At 59.8% G+C, this 19021-nt stretch carries 20 protein-coding genes; 9 read left to right on the forward strand and 11 right to left on the reverse strand.

The window, feature by feature from the left end; translation table 11 throughout:
* Positions 1-6: 6 nt before the first annotated feature.
* The 3 genes from GGD40_RS27675 to GGD40_RS27685 all read right to left on the reverse strand — a co-directional run bounded on the left by GGD40_RS27675 (position 7) and on the right by GGD40_RS27685 (position 2981).
* The gene (locus tag GGD40_RS27675; protein ID WP_179713933.1) at positions 7-570 is read right to left on the reverse strand and encodes a SiaB family protein kinase; all 564 of its coding nucleotides are present in this window, start codon (positions 568-570) and stop codon (positions 7-9) included.
* Between the two features lie 14 nt (positions 571-584).
* Positions 585-1700, reverse strand: coding sequence for a SpoIIE family protein phosphatase (locus GGD40_RS27680; RefSeq protein ID WP_257030608.1), 1116 nt, complete (start codon positions 1698-1700; stop codon positions 585-587).
* A 363-nt stretch (positions 1701-2063) separates the two neighbouring features.
* The gene (locus tag GGD40_RS27685) at positions 2064-2981 is read right to left on the reverse strand and encodes an AraC family transcriptional regulator (protein WP_179745812.1); all 918 of its coding nucleotides are present in this window, start codon (positions 2979-2981) and stop codon (positions 2064-2066) included.
* Positions 2982-3082: 101 nt separating this feature from the next.
* On the opposite strand from GGD40_RS27685, the gene GGD40_RS27690 reads away from it, so the two are divergent.
* The 3 genes from GGD40_RS27690 (at position 3083) to GGD40_RS27700 (ending at position 5306) form a co-directional block, all read left to right on the forward strand.
* Complete coding sequence (locus tag GGD40_RS27690) at positions 3083-3832, forward strand: SDR family oxidoreductase (protein ID WP_179745813.1); 750 nt, start codon at positions 3083-3085, stop codon at positions 3830-3832.
* 56 nt (positions 3833-3888) lie between these two features.
* Positions 3889-4647, forward strand: coding sequence for an SDR family oxidoreductase (locus GGD40_RS27695; RefSeq protein WP_179745814.1), 759 nt, complete (start codon positions 3889-3891; stop codon positions 4645-4647).
* 68 nt (positions 4648-4715) lie between these two features.
* A complete protein-coding gene (locus GGD40_RS27700; protein WP_179745815.1) occupies positions 4716-5306 on the forward strand; it encodes a septal ring lytic transglycosylase RlpA family protein in 591 nt (196 codons plus the stop codon).
* A 19-nt stretch (positions 5307-5325) separates the two neighbouring features.
* Here GGD40_RS27700 and GGD40_RS27705 read toward each other — a convergent pair whose 3' ends face one another.
* The gene (locus tag GGD40_RS27705) at positions 5326-7491 is read right to left on the reverse strand and encodes an ATP-binding protein (protein WP_179745816.1); all 2166 of its coding nucleotides are present in this window, start codon (positions 7489-7491) and stop codon (positions 5326-5328) included.
* A gap of 91 nt (positions 7492-7582) precedes the next feature.
* Here GGD40_RS27705 and GGD40_RS27710 point away from each other — a divergent pair, with 91 nt between their 5' ends.
* The 3 genes from GGD40_RS27710 (at position 7583) to GGD40_RS37515 (ending at position 11080) form a co-directional block, all read left to right on the forward strand.
* Positions 7583-8323, forward strand: coding sequence for a DUF429 domain-containing protein (locus GGD40_RS27710; protein ID WP_179745817.1), 741 nt, complete (start codon positions 7583-7585; stop codon positions 8321-8323).
* Positions 8324-8378: 55 nt separating this feature from the next.
* Positions 8379-8879: a GNAT family N-acetyltransferase gene (locus GGD40_RS27715; RefSeq protein WP_179745818.1), complete on the forward strand. Its 501-nt coding sequence runs from the start codon at positions 8379-8381 to the stop codon at positions 8877-8879.
* A 260-nt stretch (positions 8880-9139) separates the two neighbouring features.
* Complete coding sequence (locus GGD40_RS37515) at positions 9140-11080, forward strand: SMP-30/gluconolactonase/LRE family protein (protein WP_179745819.1); 1941 nt, start codon at positions 9140-9142, stop codon at positions 11078-11080.
* Positions 11081-11140: 60 nt separating this feature from the next.
* Here GGD40_RS37515 and GGD40_RS27725 read toward each other — a convergent pair whose 3' ends face one another.
* Positions 11141-11986 carry an MBL fold metallo-hydrolase gene (locus GGD40_RS27725; protein WP_179745820.1) on the reverse strand — a complete coding sequence of 282 codons (846 nt, stop codon included), beginning with the start codon at positions 11984-11986 and terminating at the stop codon, positions 11141-11143.
* Positions 11987-12015: 29 nt separating this feature from the next.
* Positions 12016-12546 (reverse strand): sugar ABC transporter, encoded by a 531-nt coding sequence (locus GGD40_RS27730; RefSeq protein ID WP_179745821.1) that lies wholly within the window; start codon positions 12544-12546, stop codon positions 12016-12018.
* Positions 12547-12711: 165 nt separating this feature from the next.
* Here GGD40_RS27730 and GGD40_RS27735 point away from each other — a divergent pair, with 165 nt between their 5' ends.
* On the forward strand, positions 12712-13617 hold the full coding sequence (locus GGD40_RS27735) for a LysR substrate-binding domain-containing protein (protein WP_179745822.1): 906 nt from the start codon (positions 12712-12714) through the stop codon (positions 13615-13617).
* A gap of 3 nt (positions 13618-13620) precedes the next feature.
* Here the strand turns inward: GGD40_RS27735 and GGD40_RS27740 are convergent, their stop codons facing one another.
* Positions 13621-14316 (reverse strand): ArsR/SmtB family transcription factor, encoded by a 696-nt coding sequence (locus GGD40_RS27740; protein WP_179745823.1) that lies wholly within the window; start codon positions 14314-14316, stop codon positions 13621-13623.
* Positions 14317-14472: 156 nt separating this feature from the next.
* On the opposite strand from GGD40_RS27740, the gene GGD40_RS27745 reads away from it, so the two are divergent.
* Entirely contained in the window at positions 14473-14847 is a 375-nt protein-coding gene (locus GGD40_RS27745; RefSeq protein ID WP_179745824.1) for a nuclear transport factor 2 family protein, read from the forward strand.
* A gap of 186 nt (positions 14848-15033) precedes the next feature.
* Positions 15034-15246 (forward strand): chemotaxis protein, encoded by a 213-nt coding sequence (locus GGD40_RS27750; RefSeq protein WP_257030609.1) that lies wholly within the window; start codon positions 15034-15036, stop codon positions 15244-15246.
* An 84-nt stretch (positions 15247-15330) separates the two neighbouring features.
* Here the strand turns inward: GGD40_RS27750 and GGD40_RS27755 are convergent, their stop codons facing one another.
* The 4 genes from GGD40_RS27755 to GGD40_RS27770 form a co-directional block, all read right to left on the reverse strand.
* The gene (locus tag GGD40_RS27755) at positions 15331-16605 is read right to left on the reverse strand and encodes an IS256 family transposase (protein ID WP_373565341.1); all 1275 of its coding nucleotides are present in this window, start codon (positions 16603-16605) and stop codon (positions 15331-15333) included.
* A 102-nt stretch (positions 16606-16707) separates the two neighbouring features.
* Entirely contained in the window at positions 16708-17730 is a 1023-nt protein-coding gene (locus GGD40_RS27760) for an alpha/beta hydrolase (protein ID WP_179745825.1), read from the reverse strand.
* Positions 17731-17790: 60 nt separating this feature from the next.
* Positions 17791-18216 carry an organic hydroperoxide resistance protein gene (locus tag GGD40_RS27765; protein WP_179745826.1) on the reverse strand — a complete coding sequence of 142 codons (426 nt, stop codon included), beginning with the start codon at positions 18214-18216 and terminating at the stop codon, positions 17791-17793.
* Positions 18217-18375: 159 nt separating this feature from the next.
* On the reverse strand, positions 18376-18942 hold the full coding sequence (locus GGD40_RS27770; RefSeq protein ID WP_179745827.1) for a TetR/AcrR family transcriptional regulator: 567 nt from the start codon (positions 18940-18942) through the stop codon (positions 18376-18378).
* Positions 18943-19021 lie beyond the last annotated feature (79 nt).

Below are 19021 nucleotides of genomic sequence, written 5' to 3' on the forward strand. Positions count from 1 at the left end.
ACTGGGTCAGATGATGGTCTTGAGGCAAAACAGCGTGGTTTCCGGGGCATCCCCACGCGGATAAAAAGCAAACTCCAGCGGCGCGCTCGCGTCGCGCGCCATGGTCAGGAACCCCAGCCCCGCGCCTTTGCTTTCTTCCGGCGTATCCGCGCGCAGCGTCAGCTTATAAGCCTGCTTGATTTCTTCAAGCGACATGTTGCGCAACGGCTCGAGCCTTTCGCGCAGATTACTCACCGCCGACGTCGCGATCGGATTCATGCACAGCATGAGATGACGCTCGCCCTCGGTGCTGATGCACACCGCGCCCTCGCGAATTGCACCACCTTCGACGCCGCCCTCGACGAGCGAGTCCGACGAATAGTGGACGATATTCTGCGCAAGTTCGATAAACGACGAAAACAATTTGCGCCGGGTCGGTCCGCTGACCCCCGCCACTTCCAGTTGCAGTTTTACGACCTCACTCATCGCCGCGACGATGCTGTGAGAGAAGTAGCCTTTATGATAAAAAATCAGGTTGCGCCGCTGAGCGAGTTCGAAGAATGCGGCATCCTGTTCCAGGAGTTCAAACATGTTCATGGACTACCCTAAACGCGAGCAAAAAATAGCGTGACGTCATCGCGGCGCGCCTGGGCGCCCTGCCAGTCGGCCAAAGCGCGCTGCAGACCTTCGCAGATGGCGGATAACGGTTGAACACGGTTCTCGACAATGAGGCCGAGTGCCCGACGCTTCCCAAAAGCGATTTTTCGCGGACCGCCGATCTGATCGATCAGTCCGTCGGTTGATACGAACAGCAGGCTGCCTGGCGGAAGCTCAACGGTGTGCAGCGCCCACGCGTAGTCCGCCTGACTGTCAACGTAACCCACGCCCATCCGTTCGCCGGCCATGCTGTCGAACGCCTCCGCATCCGGCCGCAAAACATGCAACGCAATGCGTGCGCCGGAAAAATGCAGTTGCCGCGATTGCGCGTCGAACCAGAAGAACGCGGCGTCGAGGCCGTCGTTCGACTGCGGCGACTCGCCCGCCCCATGTTCCTGGCCAAGCAGGCCCTTGACGTTGCGGTTGACCGCCGCCAGCAGCGCGGCCGGGTCGCGCGGCCCGATCCGTTCGAGCGCCTGCGACAGCGAAGCCGATGCAAGCAGCGTCATGAAAGCGCCGGGCACGCCGTGGCCGGTGCAGTCGGCGACGGCGCAAAACCATCCATCGGGAAACGACGCGAAGTGATAGAAGTCGCCGCCCACCACGTCGCGCGGCTCCCATACCAGCGCGGCGTCCGCCAGCATGGACGACAGCGCGTCGCGCGAAGCACGCAGCATGGCTTGCTGGATCACGCTCGCATATTCGATGCTCTGCATGATCTGGCGATTCTTTTCCGCCTGCACTTCGGCCACGGCGCCCAATAGCTGGAAGCCGCTCGCCAGTCCAACGAAGCGGCCCTGCCGCGTCACGATGAAGCCGTCGGACAACGCCTTGTTGCCCGCCTCGACCGTCTTGAACGTCAGCGCCTCGATGCTCATGTCGGCGTCGACGATGAGCGGCTCCTTGTCCATGAACGCGATACAGCTTTTCTTGTCGTAGAGCTCGCGGTGAAACGGCTTGCTCATTTGCGACAGGAAAATATCGCGGTTAATCAGTCCGATCGGACGATCGCCTTCCACGACGGCCAAACTCCCCATGTCACGCCGTGCATAGAAAATCTCCATGGCGAGGGAATTTGAATCGGCGGCATCGACAGCGGGAAATTCCTGACACAAATCGCCGGCGCAACGCGGGCTTGCGGTGACTCCGGGGCGACGAAACTGCGCAAGCGCGGGATGCATTTCGAGACTACCCGTTGAACAAGAAATGAGCACGCTAATGCGTCTATATGTCAGTTTCGTTACGGCCAATCATTAAAGAAAGCATCCTCGAAAATGAAACGGGAGGCCGATCCGCTGAAAGGCCTGTTGCAAACGTTTTCCTCTTTGTTATTAACTTTTTTCGATTATTTGAGCGTGCGTTGCGTCTCGACGACTACTGGCCGGCGGGGCTTCGCAAGTTGCGGTCGAGCCGAGCCAGCCGCCCGCTTATGCGCCGTTCGCGACCGCCTGTTCCTCACGCGCGTACTGCGCAGGCGGCCGGCCGACATGCCGCGTGAACGCAACGCTGAAGGTGCTGGCCGAGCTGTAGCCGACGCGCTGCGCCACTTCGGCGACGCGGCCTTCGTTGCGACGCAGCAGGTCTTTCGCGAGCGCCATGCGCCACGCGAGCAGATATTCCATCGGCGCGACGCCGACCGCGCGGCTGAAGCGTTCGAAAAAAGTCGACCGCGACAGCGCGGCTTCTTTCGCGAGTTCCGCCACCGTCCACGCGTGAGTGGGGCGTTCGTGCATTCCACGGATCGCTGCCGCGAGTCGGCTGTCGGCGAGTCCGCGCACCAGGCCCGGCGACGCATTCGTTCCCGCCGTTGAACGCAGCGCCTCGATCAACAGCACTTCCAGCAGCCGCGACAGCACGACCTCGCGCGCGGGCCGCTGCTCGTGCGATTCCTCGCGCACCAGTTGCACCAGCGTGGCCAGCCGATGTTCGCCGCGGACATGCACGATTTGCGGCAGCAGCGAAACTAGCAACGACGCATCCGGTGAGCCGAAGCGGCAGTGGCCCGCCATCATGCGCGTGTCGATCGGGCGGTCCGGCGCGCCGATTCGGTATTCGCCGTTGCCGAGCGCGACCGGGTCCGACGTCTCGACGCCCGGCGGCGGCGCCTCGAGGCTGGAGATCGCGACGCCATACGCCGCGGGAATCAGCACGAAATCGCCGGATAGCAGTTCGAGCGGCGCGTGTCCGTCGATCGTAATACGGCAACCGCCTTCGAGAATCGCGCAGTAGAACGGCTGGCCCGCATCCGAACGACTGATGCGCCAGGGGCTCGCGCTGTGGACGAGTTTGGAGAACCGTGCACTGGGCTGCAGCAACGTCACGACTTCGGCCAAGGGATCGATCATCGCCGGACTCCTGCAAATGAAATTCGGATTCTTGATTGTAGCGAGTACGACGCTGGCGATCTATCGTATGAGCACACCCCAACCCATTCATCGGAGTTTTCATGAAAACCGTGCTGATTACCGGCTGCTCTTCCGGCTTCGGGCTCGAGATCGCCCGCTACTTTCTGGCGCGCGACTGGCAAGTCATCGCCACGATGCGCACGCCGCGCGCCGACGTGCTGCCGCCTTCGGAGCGCCTGCGCGTGCTGGCGCTCGACGTCACGAACCCGGACAGTATTCGCGAGGCGGTCGAGGCCGCGGGTCCGATCGACGTGCTGGTCAACAACGCGGGTTTCGGCGCGGCGTCCCCGGCCGAACTCGTCCCGCTCGCGACGGTGCGCGAGGTCTTCGAGACCAACACCTTCGGCACGATTGCGTTGACGCAAGCGGTGCTGCCTCAGTTTCGCGAACGCCGGGCGGGCGTTGTCGTGAATGTCACGTCGAGCGTGACGCTGAAGGCGCTGCCGCTGCTCGGCGCGTATCGCGCGAGCAAGGTGGCGGTGAACGCTTTCACCGAGTCGATGGCGCTGGAACTCGAACAGTTCGGCGTGCGGGTTCGACTGGTATTGCCGGGACGTGCGCCCGACACACGTTTCGGCGACAACGCGCGTGCCCATATGCATGGTTTCGACCATGAGGCTTATGCGGGACTCGTCAAGAGCGTCTTCGCACAACTGCAAGATGCGTCCGCTCCGATCACCCACGCCCAGGACGTCGCGGAAGCAGTGTGGCGCGCGGCGACCGATCCGTCTTCGCCAATGCGTATTCCGGCCGGCGCGGATGCCGAACAGTGGGCGGCTGAGGCTCGCTAACCGAATGACGCGCGGCTCGGCGGCTTCGAGACGCGCAAAACGACAAGGAGATTCTCATGCAGGACAAACCTATCGCCCTCGTTACCGGGGCTAATCAAGGCATCGGTCTTCAGATCGCCAAGGATCTCGCGGCGCACGGCTTCACGGTGCTGGTCGGATCGCGCGATGTCGAGCGCGGCGCAGTAGCAGCCAGGGAAGTCGGCGCGGACGCTCGAGCGCTTCAACTCGACGTGACGGATCAGGCTTCGATTACGGCTGCGGCGGAACGTATTCGTACGGAGTTGGGCCGGCTCGACGTGCTCATCAACAACGCCGCCATTTCGAATACGAACAAGCAGCCCGGTCAGTCCGTCGAGGAGTACGCGAAGACGACCCGCCCGAGCAACGTATCGCTCGATGAAATGCGCGCGGTGTGGGACACCAATGTATTCGGTGTTCTGGCTGTCTATCAGGCGATGCTGCCGCTTCTGCGGCGGGCGTCGGCTGCACGGATCGTCAACGTGTCGAGCGGCGTCGGCTCGCTGACGACGAACTCGGACCCCGCCTTCCCGTACCGCGCGATTTTTGGGCCGGTCTATCCGGCGTCCAAGACAGCGCTCAACGCGTTGACCTTAGCCATGGCGCTCGAACTGGAGCCGGAAGGGATCAAGGTCAACGCCGTCTCTCCGGGTTTCACCAAAACGAACCTCAATGGCTATGCGGGTACGGAGACGGTCGAGGAAGGCGCTCGCGAAGCGGTGCGCGTCGCGCTGCTGGGCGCGGACGGTCCAACGGGGACATTCACGCGATGGGAGAACCAGACGATTCCGTGGTGAGCAGGCTTCAGGCGTCACTTTTGCTACTCAGGTAATGGCTGCTTTCGTCTGGCAGAGGAGGAGTAGCAATGGAAACGAATCTTCATACCACTGCGAGGCGGCTATCGACGCCTTTCGTCGACGCCGACTTAAATCGTCTACAACACAGCAGACGAGCAAAGATTCGCGCGCTTCTGTTGCTGTTTCTGATTCTTGCGCTCTTCTATGGATTAAATACCGCGCTTGCGCAGCAACAGGCGGCCCCCATCGACACCACGCATGCGAACCATAAGGCCGCCAACAACGCCCCGCTCGATCGGTCCGGCAAAGCCCGCAAAGGCACAGCCTCTTACTACGGAAAGAAGTTTTACAAGAAAGAAATGGCCGACGGCACGCGGATGAATCCTCAGTCCAATGTCGCCGCGAGCAAGACGCTGCCGATCGGCACCCAGGCCAAGGTCACGAATCTGGCCACCGGCGCCAGCGCGGTGGTGGTGATCAAGGATCGCGGCCCCTATGTCAAAGACCGGATCGTCGATGTATCGCCCAAGACCGCCGATAAGCTCGGCCTGAAAGAGAACGGCACCGCGCCCGTCGAAGTGAAGCCGGTTGAAGTGCCGCAGTCGGACGGTAGCGTGAAGCCGGGCGTGGGCGCAGTGCAAACGCCGGGCGGGAAGTAGACGCCCGGCTGTTTGGAACTCACTGAGCCGGCTGGTTGCCGACACACTGCTGCAGCACCTCGCAAAGCTGCTCGAAAGAAACGGGTTTCACCAGATGACACTCGAATCCCGCCTCACGCGTTTTAACGCGGTCGTCCGCCTGGCCCCACCCCGTCAGCGCAACCAATGACGTTTGTGCGAGCTGCGTGCGTGCGCGCAACTCGCGAGCGAGCTCTATTCCGTCCATATCCGGCATGCCGATGTCCAACACCGCGACGCGTGGTTCGAAAAGCTTCACTGCCTCGAGCGCTTCAGCGCCGCTATGAACCACGCGGGTCGTGCAGCCGCTTATGTCGAGCAGCATGCCGAGGCTCATCGCGGAATCGACGTTGTCGTCGACGATAAGAACGCGAAGACCATCGAAGCGCATCGGCTCCGTCACTCGGGCGGACGATTTCACGTGTACGGGTTTCTCCACAATCGGCAGATGAACGGTGAATGTGCTCCCCAGACCTCGGCCGGGGCTTTCGACGGCAATATCGCCGCCCTGTAGTTCCATCAATCGTTTCGCGAGCGCCAGGCCGACGCCCAATCCCTCGCCGCTAGCTTGAGGCGCGTCCAGTCGCTCGAACAATCGGAACAACTTCGGCAAGTCTGTCGCCGCGAGTCCGTTGCCGTTGTCGGATACGCGAATCACCACACGGTTCTCGTCGCGGCCGATTTCCAGTTCGATGCGACCGCCCGACGGCGTGTACCGCGCGGCGTTGTTCAGCAGATTCGACAGCACCTGCGTGAGCCGCACCTGATCGGCGTGGACGTACAACCGCTCCGGCGGATAACGCACATGCAATGCATGGCCGCCTCGATCGAGCAACGGCCGGCTCAGATCGAGCGCCGATCGCACCGTGTCTTCGACGTCGATCTCCGTTCGCGACAACTGCAACGCGCCACTGCTGATGCGCGCCACTTCCATCAGATCATCGACCAGTCGAACCATGTGATCGACTTGCCGGTCGAGCATGTCCAGGATCGGCAAAGATGCTTCGGGCGCGTCCGCACATCGCAGGATCTGCAGGCCGTGTCGAACCGGCGCGAGCGGATTGCGCAACTCATGCGCGAGCGTGGCGAGAAACTGATCTTTCATACGGTCGGCGTCGAGCAGCTTTTCACGGCTCTCACGGAGCGCGTGCTCCGCTTCCACGCGAGCGGTGACGTCGCTGGCCGCGCCGAACCACTCGACGATCTTGCCGTCCGCATCGAACAGCGGCACCGCTCGCGAGTGCGCCCAGCCCCACGTGCCATCGACCTTCGCGACGCGGTGCTCGAGCTCGAACATCGAGCGTGAGTCGAGCGCCAACTGGATCGCGGCGAGCAGCTTGGGTTGATCGTCGGCGTGAATGTAGTTGCGCACCCAATCCTCGCTGACGTCGGTCGTATCGCGCAGAAAACCACGGCCGTCTAGCGCACGCATCAGTTTCCAGTCGGAACTCATGCGGTAAAGCGAGTACGACGTCGCGGTGACCAATGCACGCAGACGTGCCTCGCTGAGGCGCAGGGCGTCTTCCGACCTCGCACGTTCGATCAGATCCGCGGTCAGCCGCGCCATAATGTCGATCAGGCTCAACTGTCGTTCGTCGGGTTCGTGAAAGCGGCTCCAGTGGGTGGAGATCATGCCGATGAAGGCGCCGTCGCGAGAACGCAGCGGCGTAGACTGCATGGCCTTGATGCCGGTCTCGCGAAACACGTCGAGGTCGACCGTGTCGCAAAACGGCGCGTGGTGCTCAATGTCGGAGACCACGACGCGTTCGCCGGAGGCCCACGACTCGCCGCAACTGGTCGTCGATTCGATCAGGACCGTGCGCCAGTGGTCGGCCGCGTGAGCGGTAAAGCCGCTGTGCGCGAGAAGATGCAGATGGGGTTCGTGCTCGCCCGCTGACATGTCGAGCATCTGGAGGCTGGCAAAGTCCGCGTTCATCAGCACACGGGCTGTCTCGACGACCTTTGCGTAGAGCGACGGCAAATCGTGACGTTCGAGCAGGGAAAGCGAGAGTTCATGCAGCAGACGGCTGTCGTTGAGATCGGCGGGCAACGAGCCTAACGGCTCGGCGCTGTTGTTGTCGTTGTCGCCGCGGTTATCGTCGCGTACGCTTGGGTCGCCGCGCAGCCGGGATTCGATCGGCTTTACGATTCCTGGGAGTGGCGTCATTCGGCTTGGAGGCGTTGGTTTCGTTGATGCATTATAGGTCGGCTATGCGGTGGGATTGCTTGCGCGTTTTGCGCACAACCAGGATGGGTGAATGACAAGAGACAATAGGCTGGCGCTGGACACAGTCGGCGTGGACGGTTGCAAGGGCGGGTGGTATGCCGCCAAGCGAGATCACAAGACGGGGAAGATTCACACTCGCGTGTGCGCCTCGTTCAAAGAACTGCTTAGCTGGGCACCTGCTCCGGCGGTCGTAGCAATTGATATTCCCGTCGGGCTCTCATCCGATGGCAAACGGCAATGCGACGTGGCCGCCAAGGCGGCGCTGAAATGGCCGCGTAGTGCGTCGGTATTCCATACGCCCGTGCGGCAAACGCTCGGCACGGGTTGCTACGAAGAGGCTTGCCAGCGACATCGTGCGGTTACGGGTCAGGGAATTTCAAAGCAGGCGTTCCACATCCTTAAAAAGATCTCGGAGGTCGATACCGAGTTGCAAAATTCGAGCGTCGACGCTGCACGGGTCTTTGAGGTACATCCGGAGCTGACCTTTATGCAACTCCGCATGGAGCAAGGTGGATCGCCGGGTGGGATAAGCGAGTCGAAGAGCAAGCCGGAAGGTCATCAGATACGAAAAGCGCTACTCGATGCAGAATTTGGCGTGGAGCTGAATGCAGCGTTAGCCGCACGCGTAGCCCGTGATGCAAGCCTGGACGATATCGTCGATGCATTCGCGGCGCTGTGGAGCGCGAAACGCATTGCCGAGGGGAAGGCTTGCAAGGTGCCGGAAATAAGCGTGATGGACGCAACGGGTTTGCCTATGGTCATCCACTACTAACGATTGTGTCTTTTATTGAGTCGTCTCTCACCATCTAACGGCTTGGAACCCTGACATGCAGCCAACCATCGACGAACTCCTTGCGCTTGATTTGCTCACGCTACGTGAACACACAGAACTGGCTGGCGATATCTTCGATGTGGATCAGCAACGCTTGCGCTTGCAACTTTCCTTGAACGACAGCGAGGTGTGCTCAGTGCGACGCGAAGGAGAGTTGGTCGCTTATGCAATGCTTCGACCGGAGTCGGAGAATTGCTGGTTCGTGGGCGCGTTTAGTACCCACCCTTTGCACCGAACCTCTGCGGTTGTCTCTGAGCTGCTTGCGAAAGTCGCCAGGCTCGCACACGAACGAGGAATCGCCGAGCTCAAAAGCCATGTCTATAAGACCAACCGCCTGTCCGTCGCTTTCCATCGCAAACTTGGTTTTCAGATTACGCGTGAGAACGAGAAGGCTTTCGAGTTCTTCACGTCGGTATCGAAACTCGGCGAGCGACCTGCTATTCGGCGGGCGGCTGGCACTGCGACGGCGGCTATGCCTCGGGCACTGGACAATTGATTGTCTGGGACGTGAGTGCCGATCACCGCATTGGGCACCACGCGAAACAATGCCTCATGCATGACGCAATGGGCGCCCCACAGGAAACGATCGCGCTTCGCGCATGACCGCAACGGTCGTCCGTACGCGAAGTCGAAATGCGAGCTTGTAAAGGAACAACGAGTTGCCTATGTTCCTACGTGGGTTGCCAATCACGAATTTGAAATCTGGTTGGCCGACTATTCTCGTGAACGATCGCCACATTCCGGAGAGCATCCATCATGGTCGGTAAAAAACGGATTCATGCCGCGTTCCTCATCGTGGCGACCGCAGCGATCGCCACGATTGCACCTGCGTGTGCGGCGGAGAACACCACCGACTGGCTGGCGAACACCTACGGCACTCTCGCTGCCCACGTGGGTAACACCGCGCGCTCCATGTGGGTCGCGCCAGAAGGCATCATTTATACGGCGTCCATGTGGGACGAGTACGAGGGAGGCGTCGCGTTCTACCAGGCCGGCAAGAGCCTCGGCTCGATCGGCGCGCACGGCGAGTTTCAGGGCAGCGCGATCACGGGTAATGCGACGTCGATCTTTGTGGCACTGCAGCCCGGCGGAACTTACGGAACCGGTGCGGTGGGACGATACAACCGCGCCACCAAGGCTCGCGATCTGTTGATTCAGGTAAGCGCGTTCAACAACCTGCCGCGAGTCGACGTCGTGACCGGACTGGCCACGGCGGGCTCGCTCCTCTATGCCAGCGACTTCTACGGCAATCGCGTTCGGATCTTCACTACTGCCGGTGTCTGGCAGCGGGACATCAACATCACGGGGCCGGGCGCCCTCGCCGTGGATGCCGCAGGCAACGTCTGGGTCGCCCAGAAGAGTGAAGGCTCGATCGTCGAGTTCAGTTCACCCGGCGCGCTGCTGAACACGATCCGGATGCCAGCCGGGTCGCAGCCCTCAGCGCTGTATTTCGATGCATCGTCGGGGCAACTCGTGGTCGGGGACCAGGGTCCTGACATGAACATCAAGCGCTACAACCTCTCAGGCACGCCGGTGCTGGCCAGTACATTCGGCATTCAGGGCGGCTATCTCGACACCACGACGGGAATCAAAGGACAGGTCGGCGACAAGCGCTTCACTCGCGTAGTCGGCATCGGCAAAGACACTGCCGGCAACCTTTATGTACTCAACAACCCGTGGGGCGGAAGCTGGGATCTCGGCCGCGACGGCGGCACCGACATTCACTCGTACAACAGTGCCGGCCGCCTGCAATGGAAGCTTCAGTCTCTCAACTTCGAAGGGATCGCCGCGCCGGACCCGGGTACCGACGGCCTCTACTTCTATGGCGGCACCAACATCTACAGCGGCACGGCTGGAGGAACCTTCGTAGCGAACACGGTCGATCCGATCGCCTATCCGTCCGATCCGCGTATCGACATCAACGATCGATCGCGGGACGAGCACTTCGGTATGCTCGCCAGCGTCGGCGCAAACCGGATCCTCGTGGCGACCGGCCAGAATCCCGATACCTACTACTTCTTCCACTTCAATGCGGCGAATGGCTACATTGCGATACCGGATGCCACGCTTCCCGGTCCGGTGTTCAAGGCAACGGCATCCGTCAGGGACGGGTTCTGCATCGACAGCAAGGGCGGCGTGTGGGCCGGTCTCGATAAGACTGGGAATATCTACCACTATCCGCTGATCGGCTTCGACGCCAGCGGCAAGCCGACGTGGGGACCCGGTATCGCCATTCCTATTCCCGAGAGCGCCAAGCCGTTGACGCGCATGGTCTACCTCGCGGACAGCGACACGATGATTCTCGGGCAAGGTGTTGTGGGGGGCACGGACTGGACAGCGATAGGCACACGAATCGAGGTGTATCACGGCTGGAGTGCGGGCAACACGACGAAACCCAATCCAGTGATTAACCTCCCCCACGTCGGCGCCAAGTCGATTGACGCAGCCGGCAGCTATCTATTTGTCGGCTACTGGTTCGGTAGCGGAGAAGCTTTGCCGAACATCGACGCCTTCAATCTTGGTACAGGCAACCTGGACACCACGCTGGTCAACACCAGTACCGGTACCGTCGACGCCAGCAGCGCCATCGATTCGATCTATGGCGTCAAGGCATATCTTCGATCGACGGGCGAGTATGTGGTCACGAAGAACAACGTCAACGGGTCCAGCATTACGGTGTATCGCTGGACCCCTTGAGCGGGAGAGTCGTTGATTGTCACGGTATTGCGGTGTTCGTCGTTACTTCTGCGCACGGCTTCAGGCTACGGTCTCGTAGAGCAGACCGTAGCTCCCGCTCGCTAGCTTGATTCGCGCGAAGCCGAGTTCCCCCAAATGCATACCTGCGATCAACAGTCCCTCCGAACTGACCCGGTCCAGAAGCCGTGATCGTGTGGTGGCGGCCAGGGTCGGGTCTTGATCGAATGCAATCGATACGTCCGGCCGTTTAATCTGGATGTGAGGGAAATGAACAATATCTCCCCAGACAAGCAGACCCTGATCTCGGGATTCGAGAAGATATCCGGAATGTCCCTCTGTGTGTCCCGGTAGCGACATCGCGCTGATTCCGGGAAGTACTTCTCCTTCATTGAAAGTGCGAAGCTTGTCGCGGTAGCCGTCGAACACTTGACGCGCAATCAGAAAGTTACCGCGAGCACGTTCGCTGGCACGACTGAGATTGCCGTCGTCCTGCCAGAATTCGACTTCTCGTTGATGAGCAACCAGCTCCGCATTCGGAAAGGTAATGTGTCCGGCTGTGTCGACCAGTCCTCCAATATGGTCGGGATGGGCGTGTGTGAGCAGGATGGTGTCGATCTCGGATGGCTCGACACCAGCAAGCGATAGATTAGTTCTCAGGCGGCCGCCCCATTGCTTGATGCCTCCCGCCCCACCGTCGATGAGAATTGTGCGGCCCGCCCCGCGTACCAGGTAGCAGTTGATATGCACGGAGGCAGGCTCCTTCTGCCCTGCATCAGTTTGTATTCTGGAGGCCTCGGACGAGTCAATGTTCGAGAGGAAGTCCAGGCTGGCGGTGAGGTAACCGTCGCTGATTGCGGTGATCATGAAATCCCCGACTCGCTGACTTGGAAAGGTACAGGTGGACACAGTTCTTCTCCAGAAGACTTTCTAATTTCTTACGTGAACCTGCGGGAGCTTGTCAGTTGTTCCGTCATCGGTGAATAGAGGTCGACGCGTCCAGACAGGCTCTCGGCAAGCTGAGCGTTTCGTCGAGGTAGTCTTGCGAGCCAGCGGCGTTCCGGAGCCTTCTCCAACGCAACCGCTTGCATGGCCAACGGTGTGAGACCCATCTGGATTAGCGGTTCGGGACCGCTTGCGCACAGCACGAGAAGTTCGTCCGCATTTACCGCCGGAGCAAGGCCGATATCGCTATAGAGATTCCGGTGCCAGTCGGTGATGTGTTGCTGCCACCTTGCAAAATTGCCGCCGCCTTTCTGACGATATTCCTCTCCCGTTAGAACATCGAGTCCGTCTATCGTGTGGACGGCCAGGTAGAGCGGGCAACCATCGCTTAACGACTTGAAGCGCTGCGACGTGTGAAAGCCACTCACTGAAATGAGGGCGGGCAGTTTTTCGAGGCTGTAGAAGTCGTTCCACTCGGCTTCGCTGGTGGGATCGGAGAAACTGCATTCCACGGTGTAGATCATCAGATTGTCCTTCGCGACGGATGAGCGTGTTGCATCAAACGGTTTATGTTCATTGCAGTAACGTCATGCTAATCTGAGCTTTCCCCTGTATATAGCGATATAAAGTCAGCCTTCAGTGACATTCACTCAAGCTGACGTTGAATGCATTCCCACCGGCGAGATTCAATGCGACGTAAGATTCCAAGCAATTCCGCGCTCCTGGCTTTTGAGGCCGCGGCTCGACATGGCAGCTTCGCGCGCGCGGCTGAGGAATTAGCGCTGACCGAGGGTGCTATCAGTCGTCAGATTGCTCGATTGGAGGCGTTTCTAGGTGTCGCGCTGTTCGAGCGCGTCGGAAATCGCGTGCGGCTTGCGCCCAACGGCACGCGATACGCCGTGCAGATTCGCGAGTCGCTGGATCGGTTGGAACGGGACAGCCTTTATCTGATGGGTCAGTCCATCGACGGCGCGAGCATTGATATCGCCGCGATTCCGACCTTTGCCACCCGCTGGCTTATCCCTCGTCTGAAACGCTTTCAGAGTCAGCATCCGAACATTACCGTGCATATCGCGGAACGTATGGAACCGTTCATTCTTGCTGGTAGCGGTTTCGACGCGGCAATTCATTTTGAGCATCCAGCATGGGCGGGTATGCGGTTGCATCATCTGCTGGAGGAGGTGCTTGTACCCGTCTGTAGTCCGGCACTCCTCGCCGGTACCGATGCGAATGTTTCGCTTGATGAATTACCGCGCCTTCATAGAAGACAAAATCCGGACGCGTGGCAGCTTTATGCAGAAGAGGTCGGCATCGTGCTGACCAATTCGGCGGTTGGCGCACGTTACGACCTTCATTCCATGCTCATAGAGGCAGCGCTAGCGGGTTTGGGTGTTGCGTTGGTGCCGCGTCTTTACATCGGAGCAGAGCTTGAACAGGGCCGTTTGGTCGCGCCTTGGCCGGAGAGCAAAACGATTGCTAAAACCTTTTGCCTCGTTCTTCCTGACGCGATTGAGTTGAGTGAAGAACCACTGCAGGTGTTTGCGAATTGGATTCTTCAGGAAGCCGGGGGTTTTGCGATTTGTCGTGACGCGTAACGATCATCCGAGTGCCAGAAGCTTCCGAAACATCTCGTTCCCCTTCGGCGTGACGCTGACGAGACGAGACTTGGGCATGCGTTCGATCCAGCTTTGATCGATATAAAGTTTGAGCATGTGCGTGCCGAGTGCGCCGCCCAAATGCGGGTGCCGTTGCGTCAGATCGGCACATGGGCGTGCGAACACGCGCCGTTCACCTTGCGCCGAATCCAGATCAATGCCAAGCGCACGCAACTGCTGCGCGCCGAGCCGGGTGGCGACCAGTTCTGTATCCTTCCGTCGCAACCAGCGTGCCTTAATCATCGAGGCAAGTACGCTCACCGCAATCTCCCCCGCCAGGTGGTCATAGCAGGTTCTAGCGTGCATGAATGCCTGGGTCGACGATCCCGTTGACGGAAGGCACTGTGGCAAGCCTAGCTCCATTCCCGAAGCGAGCGCGGCCATGCTCTCGATCATGCAGGCCACCTCGGCGTTGGCGATCCGAAAATAGCGATGGCGCCCCTGCGCCTCAGCGGCCAGCAAGCCGCCTCCGACCAGCTTCATCAAATGTGCACTGGCCGATTGCGCCGAGATGCCCGCGTGAAAAGCCAACTCGCCTGCCGGCCGGGCCGATCCGTCGATCAATGCCCACACGATCCTGGTGCGTGCCACGTCAGCCAGCAGCCTGGCAACCCGTGGAATATCTGGCATATCGACCATAGTTCACCGTCCGATGAAACGTTCTCGAGTTTGTTCGCCGATACTAGCACTGCCGCCCCATGCGGAATTGCCCTGTGGTTGAGTCGAGCCGGCGCTGGATTGGGCTCGTCGCAGCAGACGACAACAACACTTTACTCATGCAGGAAGGCACGCGATATGGAAATTGACAACATTCAGAAAGCCTTGCAAATCTACTTCGACGTCATGTACGAATGCGATCTGGAAAAATTTGATTGGGTATTTCACCCGACCAGTTCGCTCTTCACGATGAAAAACGGTGGGTTCAACCTGCGTCCATTTGCCCAATATCGCGCGGAGATTGCTACCCGGACACCGCCGAAGAGCGTGTCACAACCGCGCGTTGATGAAATTCTGCAGATCGGTGTGCTATCTCCCGAGATTGCGTTTGCGCAGGTTCGCGTTCGCATCTTCGAGAAGATCTTTGTGGATAACCTCAACCTGCTGAAGTTCGAAGGGCGCTGGATGATTGTCGCGAAGATTTTTCACCATGCTGAGACGATAGCGACGTAGGAATGGGACGAGGGAGTGGGCAGCAGGTAAGTGCCTACGAGTTGAACGAGCTTTTGCAGGTGGGCTTCGGGTCGAACTGGGAAGCCGCTCGGCGCGTTCGTAATCTTTTTCGATTGGGCGCCGCAAGCATCGGCGGTTGTCAAAGGCGTGCGTCTGACCGAGGAAGAATGGCGACGCACACGCTGCATGATCGTCAACGCGTCGCATCGCGTGATCGCCAGTTCGGACGACAAAGGTGTGCTCGACGAGCAGTTCCGCCTGAATACAGATGGACGTTCAGCCGGCTTCTATCAAATGTCCGACGAGCGCACTGTTTCGTTTGCCGCGACGCTCGGCTACGAGAGCTATCGTGGCCTCGGATGGTATGGCGTCATCGTGCAGTCGCCTGCAACGGCATAGGCCCAATCAACCACCCGTAGGTCCCCAAAAAAAGCCAACCAGGAACCTGTCCGCGTTTTTGTGTGCGAGGCGGTTTAAAGATTTCTAGCCACGTGCGAGCGTGAAGCGCTCGCCAAACAGAATAGCAAACTGGTTCATCGCCGCTTTCCAGTCGAATGCCGCTCTCACGGACTTTGCCAGCACGTTGCGTAGCGCCAGCCACAGCAGCTTGATGGCGGCCTCGTCGTTGGGGAAGTGTCCGCGGGTCTTGATGATCTTGCGCAGTTGCATGTTCAGACTCTCAATGGCGTTTGTTGTGTACACGACCCGGCGTATCTCCGGGGGAAACACGAAGAACGGTGTGACGTGTTCCCAGGCGCGCTGCCAGGATTGCACGATGGTCGGATACTTCGTCCCCCACGGTCCTTCAGTGAAGTCCTGCAAGGCCTGCTGTGCAGCCTGTTCGCTCGCGGCTGCATAGATCGGACGCAGCGCCGTGGCGACCGCCTTGCGGTCCTTGTGGCTGGCGTACTCCAGACTGTTTCGGATCAGATGCACGATGCAGGTCTGCACCGCTGTGCGGGGGTACGCCGTCCCGATCGCCTCGGCCAGTCCTTTCAGACCGTCCACCACCGCGATCAGGATGTCCTGGCAACCGCGGGTCTTGAGGTCATTGAACACCTTGAGCCAGAACTTCGCGCCCTCGGTCTGTTCAATCCACAGGCCGAGCACATCGCGCTGGCCGTCGGCCTGGATACCCAGCGCCAGATAGACGGCCTTGTTGCTCACCACACCGTCGCCACGGATCTTCACGCGTAGCGCGTCGAAGAACACCACCGGGTACATCGGCTCGAGCGGGCGGTTTTGCCAGGCCAGCGTTTCGGCCATCACCTCATCGGTGACCGAACTGATGAAGTCGGGTGAGACCTCGGTGCCATAGCTTTCAGCCAGAAACGCCTGAATCTCGCGCACGCTCATGCCGCGTGCGTACATGGCGATGATGCGCTCATCGAAGCCCGTGAAACGGCGCTCGTGTTTGGGAATCAGGATCGGCGCGAAACTGCCCTCACGGTCCCGCGGCAGATCGAGCCGCACCGGGCCGCGCTCGGTGATGATCGTCTTGCCGCTCGCGCCGTTGCGTTCGTTGGCCTGGCCGTCGGGCTTGGGCTGGCCCGCCGGGTAGCCCAGATGCATGTTCATCTCGGCGCCCATCGCGCGCTCGATGATGGCCTTGTTGAACGCCAGCATCAGGTCCTGGACCTGGACAGGCGTCATCGGACCCTTCACCAGTTCATCAAGCAGACCTTCAGGCAGGGCAGGCAGCGGCCCTCGGGCCGCTGCCTGAGAGGCGACAGTACGTTTCTTTTTCATGATCGGCATATCCATGATTTTCATCCTTCATGATATGCCTCGCCCACAAAATCACGGATAGGTCCCCAACCGCGGCCCGATCGCATCCCCCCATCAGGCCGCGGCACACACTTATTGCAACCGCGCCTTCAACTCATTCGCGAGCTGACGAGTAGCGGCCTTCGTCGGCGCATCATTCGCCAGCGCATTCAGCAAACCAAAATCATGAATCGTGCCGTCATACCGCACGGTCGTCGCTTCATCACCGGCCGCATCGAGTTTGCGACCGTAAGCCTCGCCCTCATCACGCAAGACATCGTTCTGCGCAACCTGAATCAGCGCGGGCGGCAGTCCCTTCAACTGATCGACCGACGCGCGCAACGGCGACGCATAGATTTCGTTACGCTGATTCTGATCCTTCGTGTACGCGTCCCAGAACCACTTCATCATCGGACGCGTCAGGAAGTGCCCTTCCGGAAAGGCGTTATACGATCCATCGTTGAAGTTGTTATCCGTGACGGGCCACATCAATCCCTGGAAACGAATGTCCGGACCGTGCTTGTCTTTCGCCATCAAGCTGACCACCGCCGCCATGTTGCCGCCCACGCTGTTACCGACCACCGCGAGCCGATTACCGTCCACACCAATTTCACTGCCGTGCGCCGCCACCCACTTCGTAGCGGCGTAGGCCTGGTTAATTGCAACCGGATAGCGTGCCTCGGGCGAAGGCGTGTAGTTCACGAAGACCGCGACCGCGCCCGACTGCACCACGAGATCACGCACCAGACGCTCGTGCGTCGGGAAGTCACCGAGAATCCAGCCGCCGCCGTGGAAAAACATGAAGACCGGCAGCGTGCCCGTCGCACCCTGCGGCCTGACGATGGTAATGGGCACGCTGATGCCGTCCTGCTCGATCGTCTTGTTGGATACGTCGATACCGGAGAGGTCGACTTTCACGCCGCTCTGCGCACCGACCAGTACCTCACGCGCTTTTGCCGGCGAGAGCGTGTTGATTGCCGGCCCCTTGCCGCTGTTGAGCGCGGCGAGGAACTGGCTGGTGACGGCGTCGGGCGTTGCCGGGCTCGTTGTAGCGGCGAAACTCGTGTTGGCGGCGAGAACGGCGGCGGCAAGAATGAGGGGCTTGAGGATCTTCATGGTTCGCTACTTCCAGTTGATTAGTTGAGTTCGTTTAAAGGAAAGACGGGATGAAGCCACTCAAACGAGCGTGAGTGTGACGTCGATATTTCCGCGGGTAGCGTTCGAGTACGGGCAGACCACATGGGCCTTGTCGACGAGTGTCTGAGCTGCGTCTCGCTCCATGCCCGGCAACGCAATCTTCAGTTCGACCTCGATACCGAAGCCGTTCGGAATCGCGCCGATGCCGACGCTGCCGTCGATCGCGACATCCTTCGGAATGGCGATCTTGTCGCGTGCCGCGACGAACTTCATTGCGCCGAGAAAACACGCGCTGTAACCAGCGGCGAACAACTGCTCGGGATTTGCGCCCTCACCGCCGGCACCGCCCAGTTCACGGGGCGTGACGAGCTTGAAGTCGAGCTTGCCTTCGGGGACGACCGCACGGCCGTCACGGCCTCCGGTGGCGTGAGCGTGAGCGCGGTAGAGAACGGTTTCAATCGACATGATGAGACTCCTAAAAGTTTGATTTATCAATCTACTACTAGATAGATTGGAGATGACACAAAAACCCGAAATCTATCCCTTCTTTTACACCACTTATCTACATGTAGATAGACAAGTGGGCCAGATAAAGAGGTGGCTCGCCACCTCCTTCCGTTGCAATTACCTGACAACTTTGACCGTGGTCTCGACGTCTTCAAGCCGGGCCTTGGTCTTGAACAACCGGCTCGCCAACACACTGCCCTGATAGGCGGCGAAAAGCGCCCGTGCGGCGTTCTCGGGCTTACCGTTGATCGCCAGCGTTCCTTCTTCAACGCCTTGCATCAGCACCTTGGTGAGCCACCGCTCGTTAGCCTTGAAAAAAGCCTGTACTGCCTGCCTGATGTCGTCCGGCAGCGATTCGATGTCCGCTGCGAGCATGCCGCACAGGCAGATCTGATCGCCGTCGCCCAAGGTCTTGCCGAACAGCTTGGTGTACTTGCTGAGCTTGGCGTCCGCGGGCAATGTGTCGCCAATCGCGTTCATTGAACTCAGCACCTCGTCGCTGTACGAACTGACCGCTTCCAATACCAGATCGTCTTTCGACGGAAAGTAGTAGTGGATGCTCGCCGTCTTGATTCCAACCAGGTTGGACAAGTCACGGTAGCTGAAACCGTTGTAGCCGCGCAGCATGATGAGCGTGACTGCGTGGTCCAGAATCTGCGAGCGTACGGGCGATGGCGTGTTCATGGATCTAACTTTATCTACCTGTAGATAGATAGTCAAGGATTTTTTTGCGCCCATGCGTGACACGGGCGCTCGTGGGTTC

Source organism: Paraburkholderia bryophila (genome assembly GCF_013409255.1).
Taxonomy (GTDB): Bacteria; Pseudomonadota; Gammaproteobacteria; order Burkholderiales; family Burkholderiaceae; genus Paraburkholderia.

Coding starts and splice junctions, on each gene's coding strand:
- GGD40_RS27675 (WP_179713933.1), bottom strand. CDS start 570: ATGTTTGAACTCCTGGAACAGGATGCCGCATTCTTCGAACTCGCTCAG.
- GGD40_RS27680 (WP_257030608.1), bottom strand. CDS start 1,700: ATGGAGATTTTCTATGCACGGCGTGACATGGGGAGTTTGGCCGTCGTG.
- GGD40_RS27685 (WP_179745812.1), bottom strand. CDS start 2,981: ATGATCGATCCCTTGGCCGAAGTCGTGACGTTGCTGCAGCCCAGTGCA.
- GGD40_RS27690 (WP_179745813.1), top strand. CDS start 3,083: ATGAAAACCGTGCTGATTACCGGCTGCTCTTCCGGCTTCGGGCTCGAG.
- GGD40_RS27695 (WP_179745814.1), top strand. CDS start 3,889: ATGCAGGACAAACCTATCGCCCTCGTTACCGGGGCTAATCAAGGCATC.
- GGD40_RS27700 (WP_179745815.1), top strand. CDS start 4,716: ATGGAAACGAATCTTCATACCACTGCGAGGCGGCTATCGACGCCTTTC.
- GGD40_RS27705 (WP_179745816.1), bottom strand. CDS start 7,491: ATGACGCCACTCCCAGGAATCGTAAAGCCGATCGAATCCCGGCTGCGC.
- GGD40_RS27710 (WP_179745817.1), top strand. CDS start 7,583: ATGACAAGAGACAATAGGCTGGCGCTGGACACAGTCGGCGTGGACGGT.
- GGD40_RS27715 (WP_179745818.1), top strand. CDS start 8,379: ATGCAGCCAACCATCGACGAACTCCTTGCGCTTGATTTGCTCACGCTA.
- GGD40_RS37515 (WP_179745819.1), top strand. CDS start 9,140: ATGGTCGGTAAAAAACGGATTCATGCCGCGTTCCTCATCGTGGCGACC.
- GGD40_RS27730 (WP_179745821.1), bottom strand. CDS start 12,546: ATGATCTACACCGTGGAATGCAGTTTCTCCGATCCCACCAGCGAAGCC.
- GGD40_RS27735 (WP_179745822.1), top strand. CDS start 12,712: ATGCGACGTAAGATTCCAAGCAATTCCGCGCTCCTGGCTTTTGAGGCC.
- GGD40_RS27740 (WP_179745823.1), bottom strand. CDS start 14,316: ATGGTCGATATGCCAGATATTCCACGGGTTGCCAGGCTGCTGGCTGAC.
- GGD40_RS27745 (WP_179745824.1), top strand. CDS start 14,473: ATGGAAATTGACAACATTCAGAAAGCCTTGCAAATCTACTTCGACGTC.
- GGD40_RS27750 (WP_257030609.1), top strand. CDS start 15,034: ATGATCGTCAACGCGTCGCATCGCGTGATCGCCAGTTCGGACGACAAA.
- GGD40_RS27755 (WP_373565341.1), bottom strand. CDS start 16,605: ATGCCGATCATGAAAAAGAAACGTACTGTCGCCTCTCAGGCAGCGGCC.
- GGD40_RS27760 (WP_179745825.1), bottom strand. CDS start 17,730: ATGAAGATCCTCAAGCCCCTCATTCTTGCCGCCGCCGTTCTCGCCGCC.
- GGD40_RS27765 (WP_179745826.1), bottom strand. CDS start 18,216: ATGTCGATTGAAACCGTTCTCTACCGCGCTCACGCTCACGCCACCGGA.
- GGD40_RS27770 (WP_179745827.1), bottom strand. CDS start 18,942: ATGAACACGCCATCGCCCGTACGCTCGCAGATTCTGGACCACGCAGTC.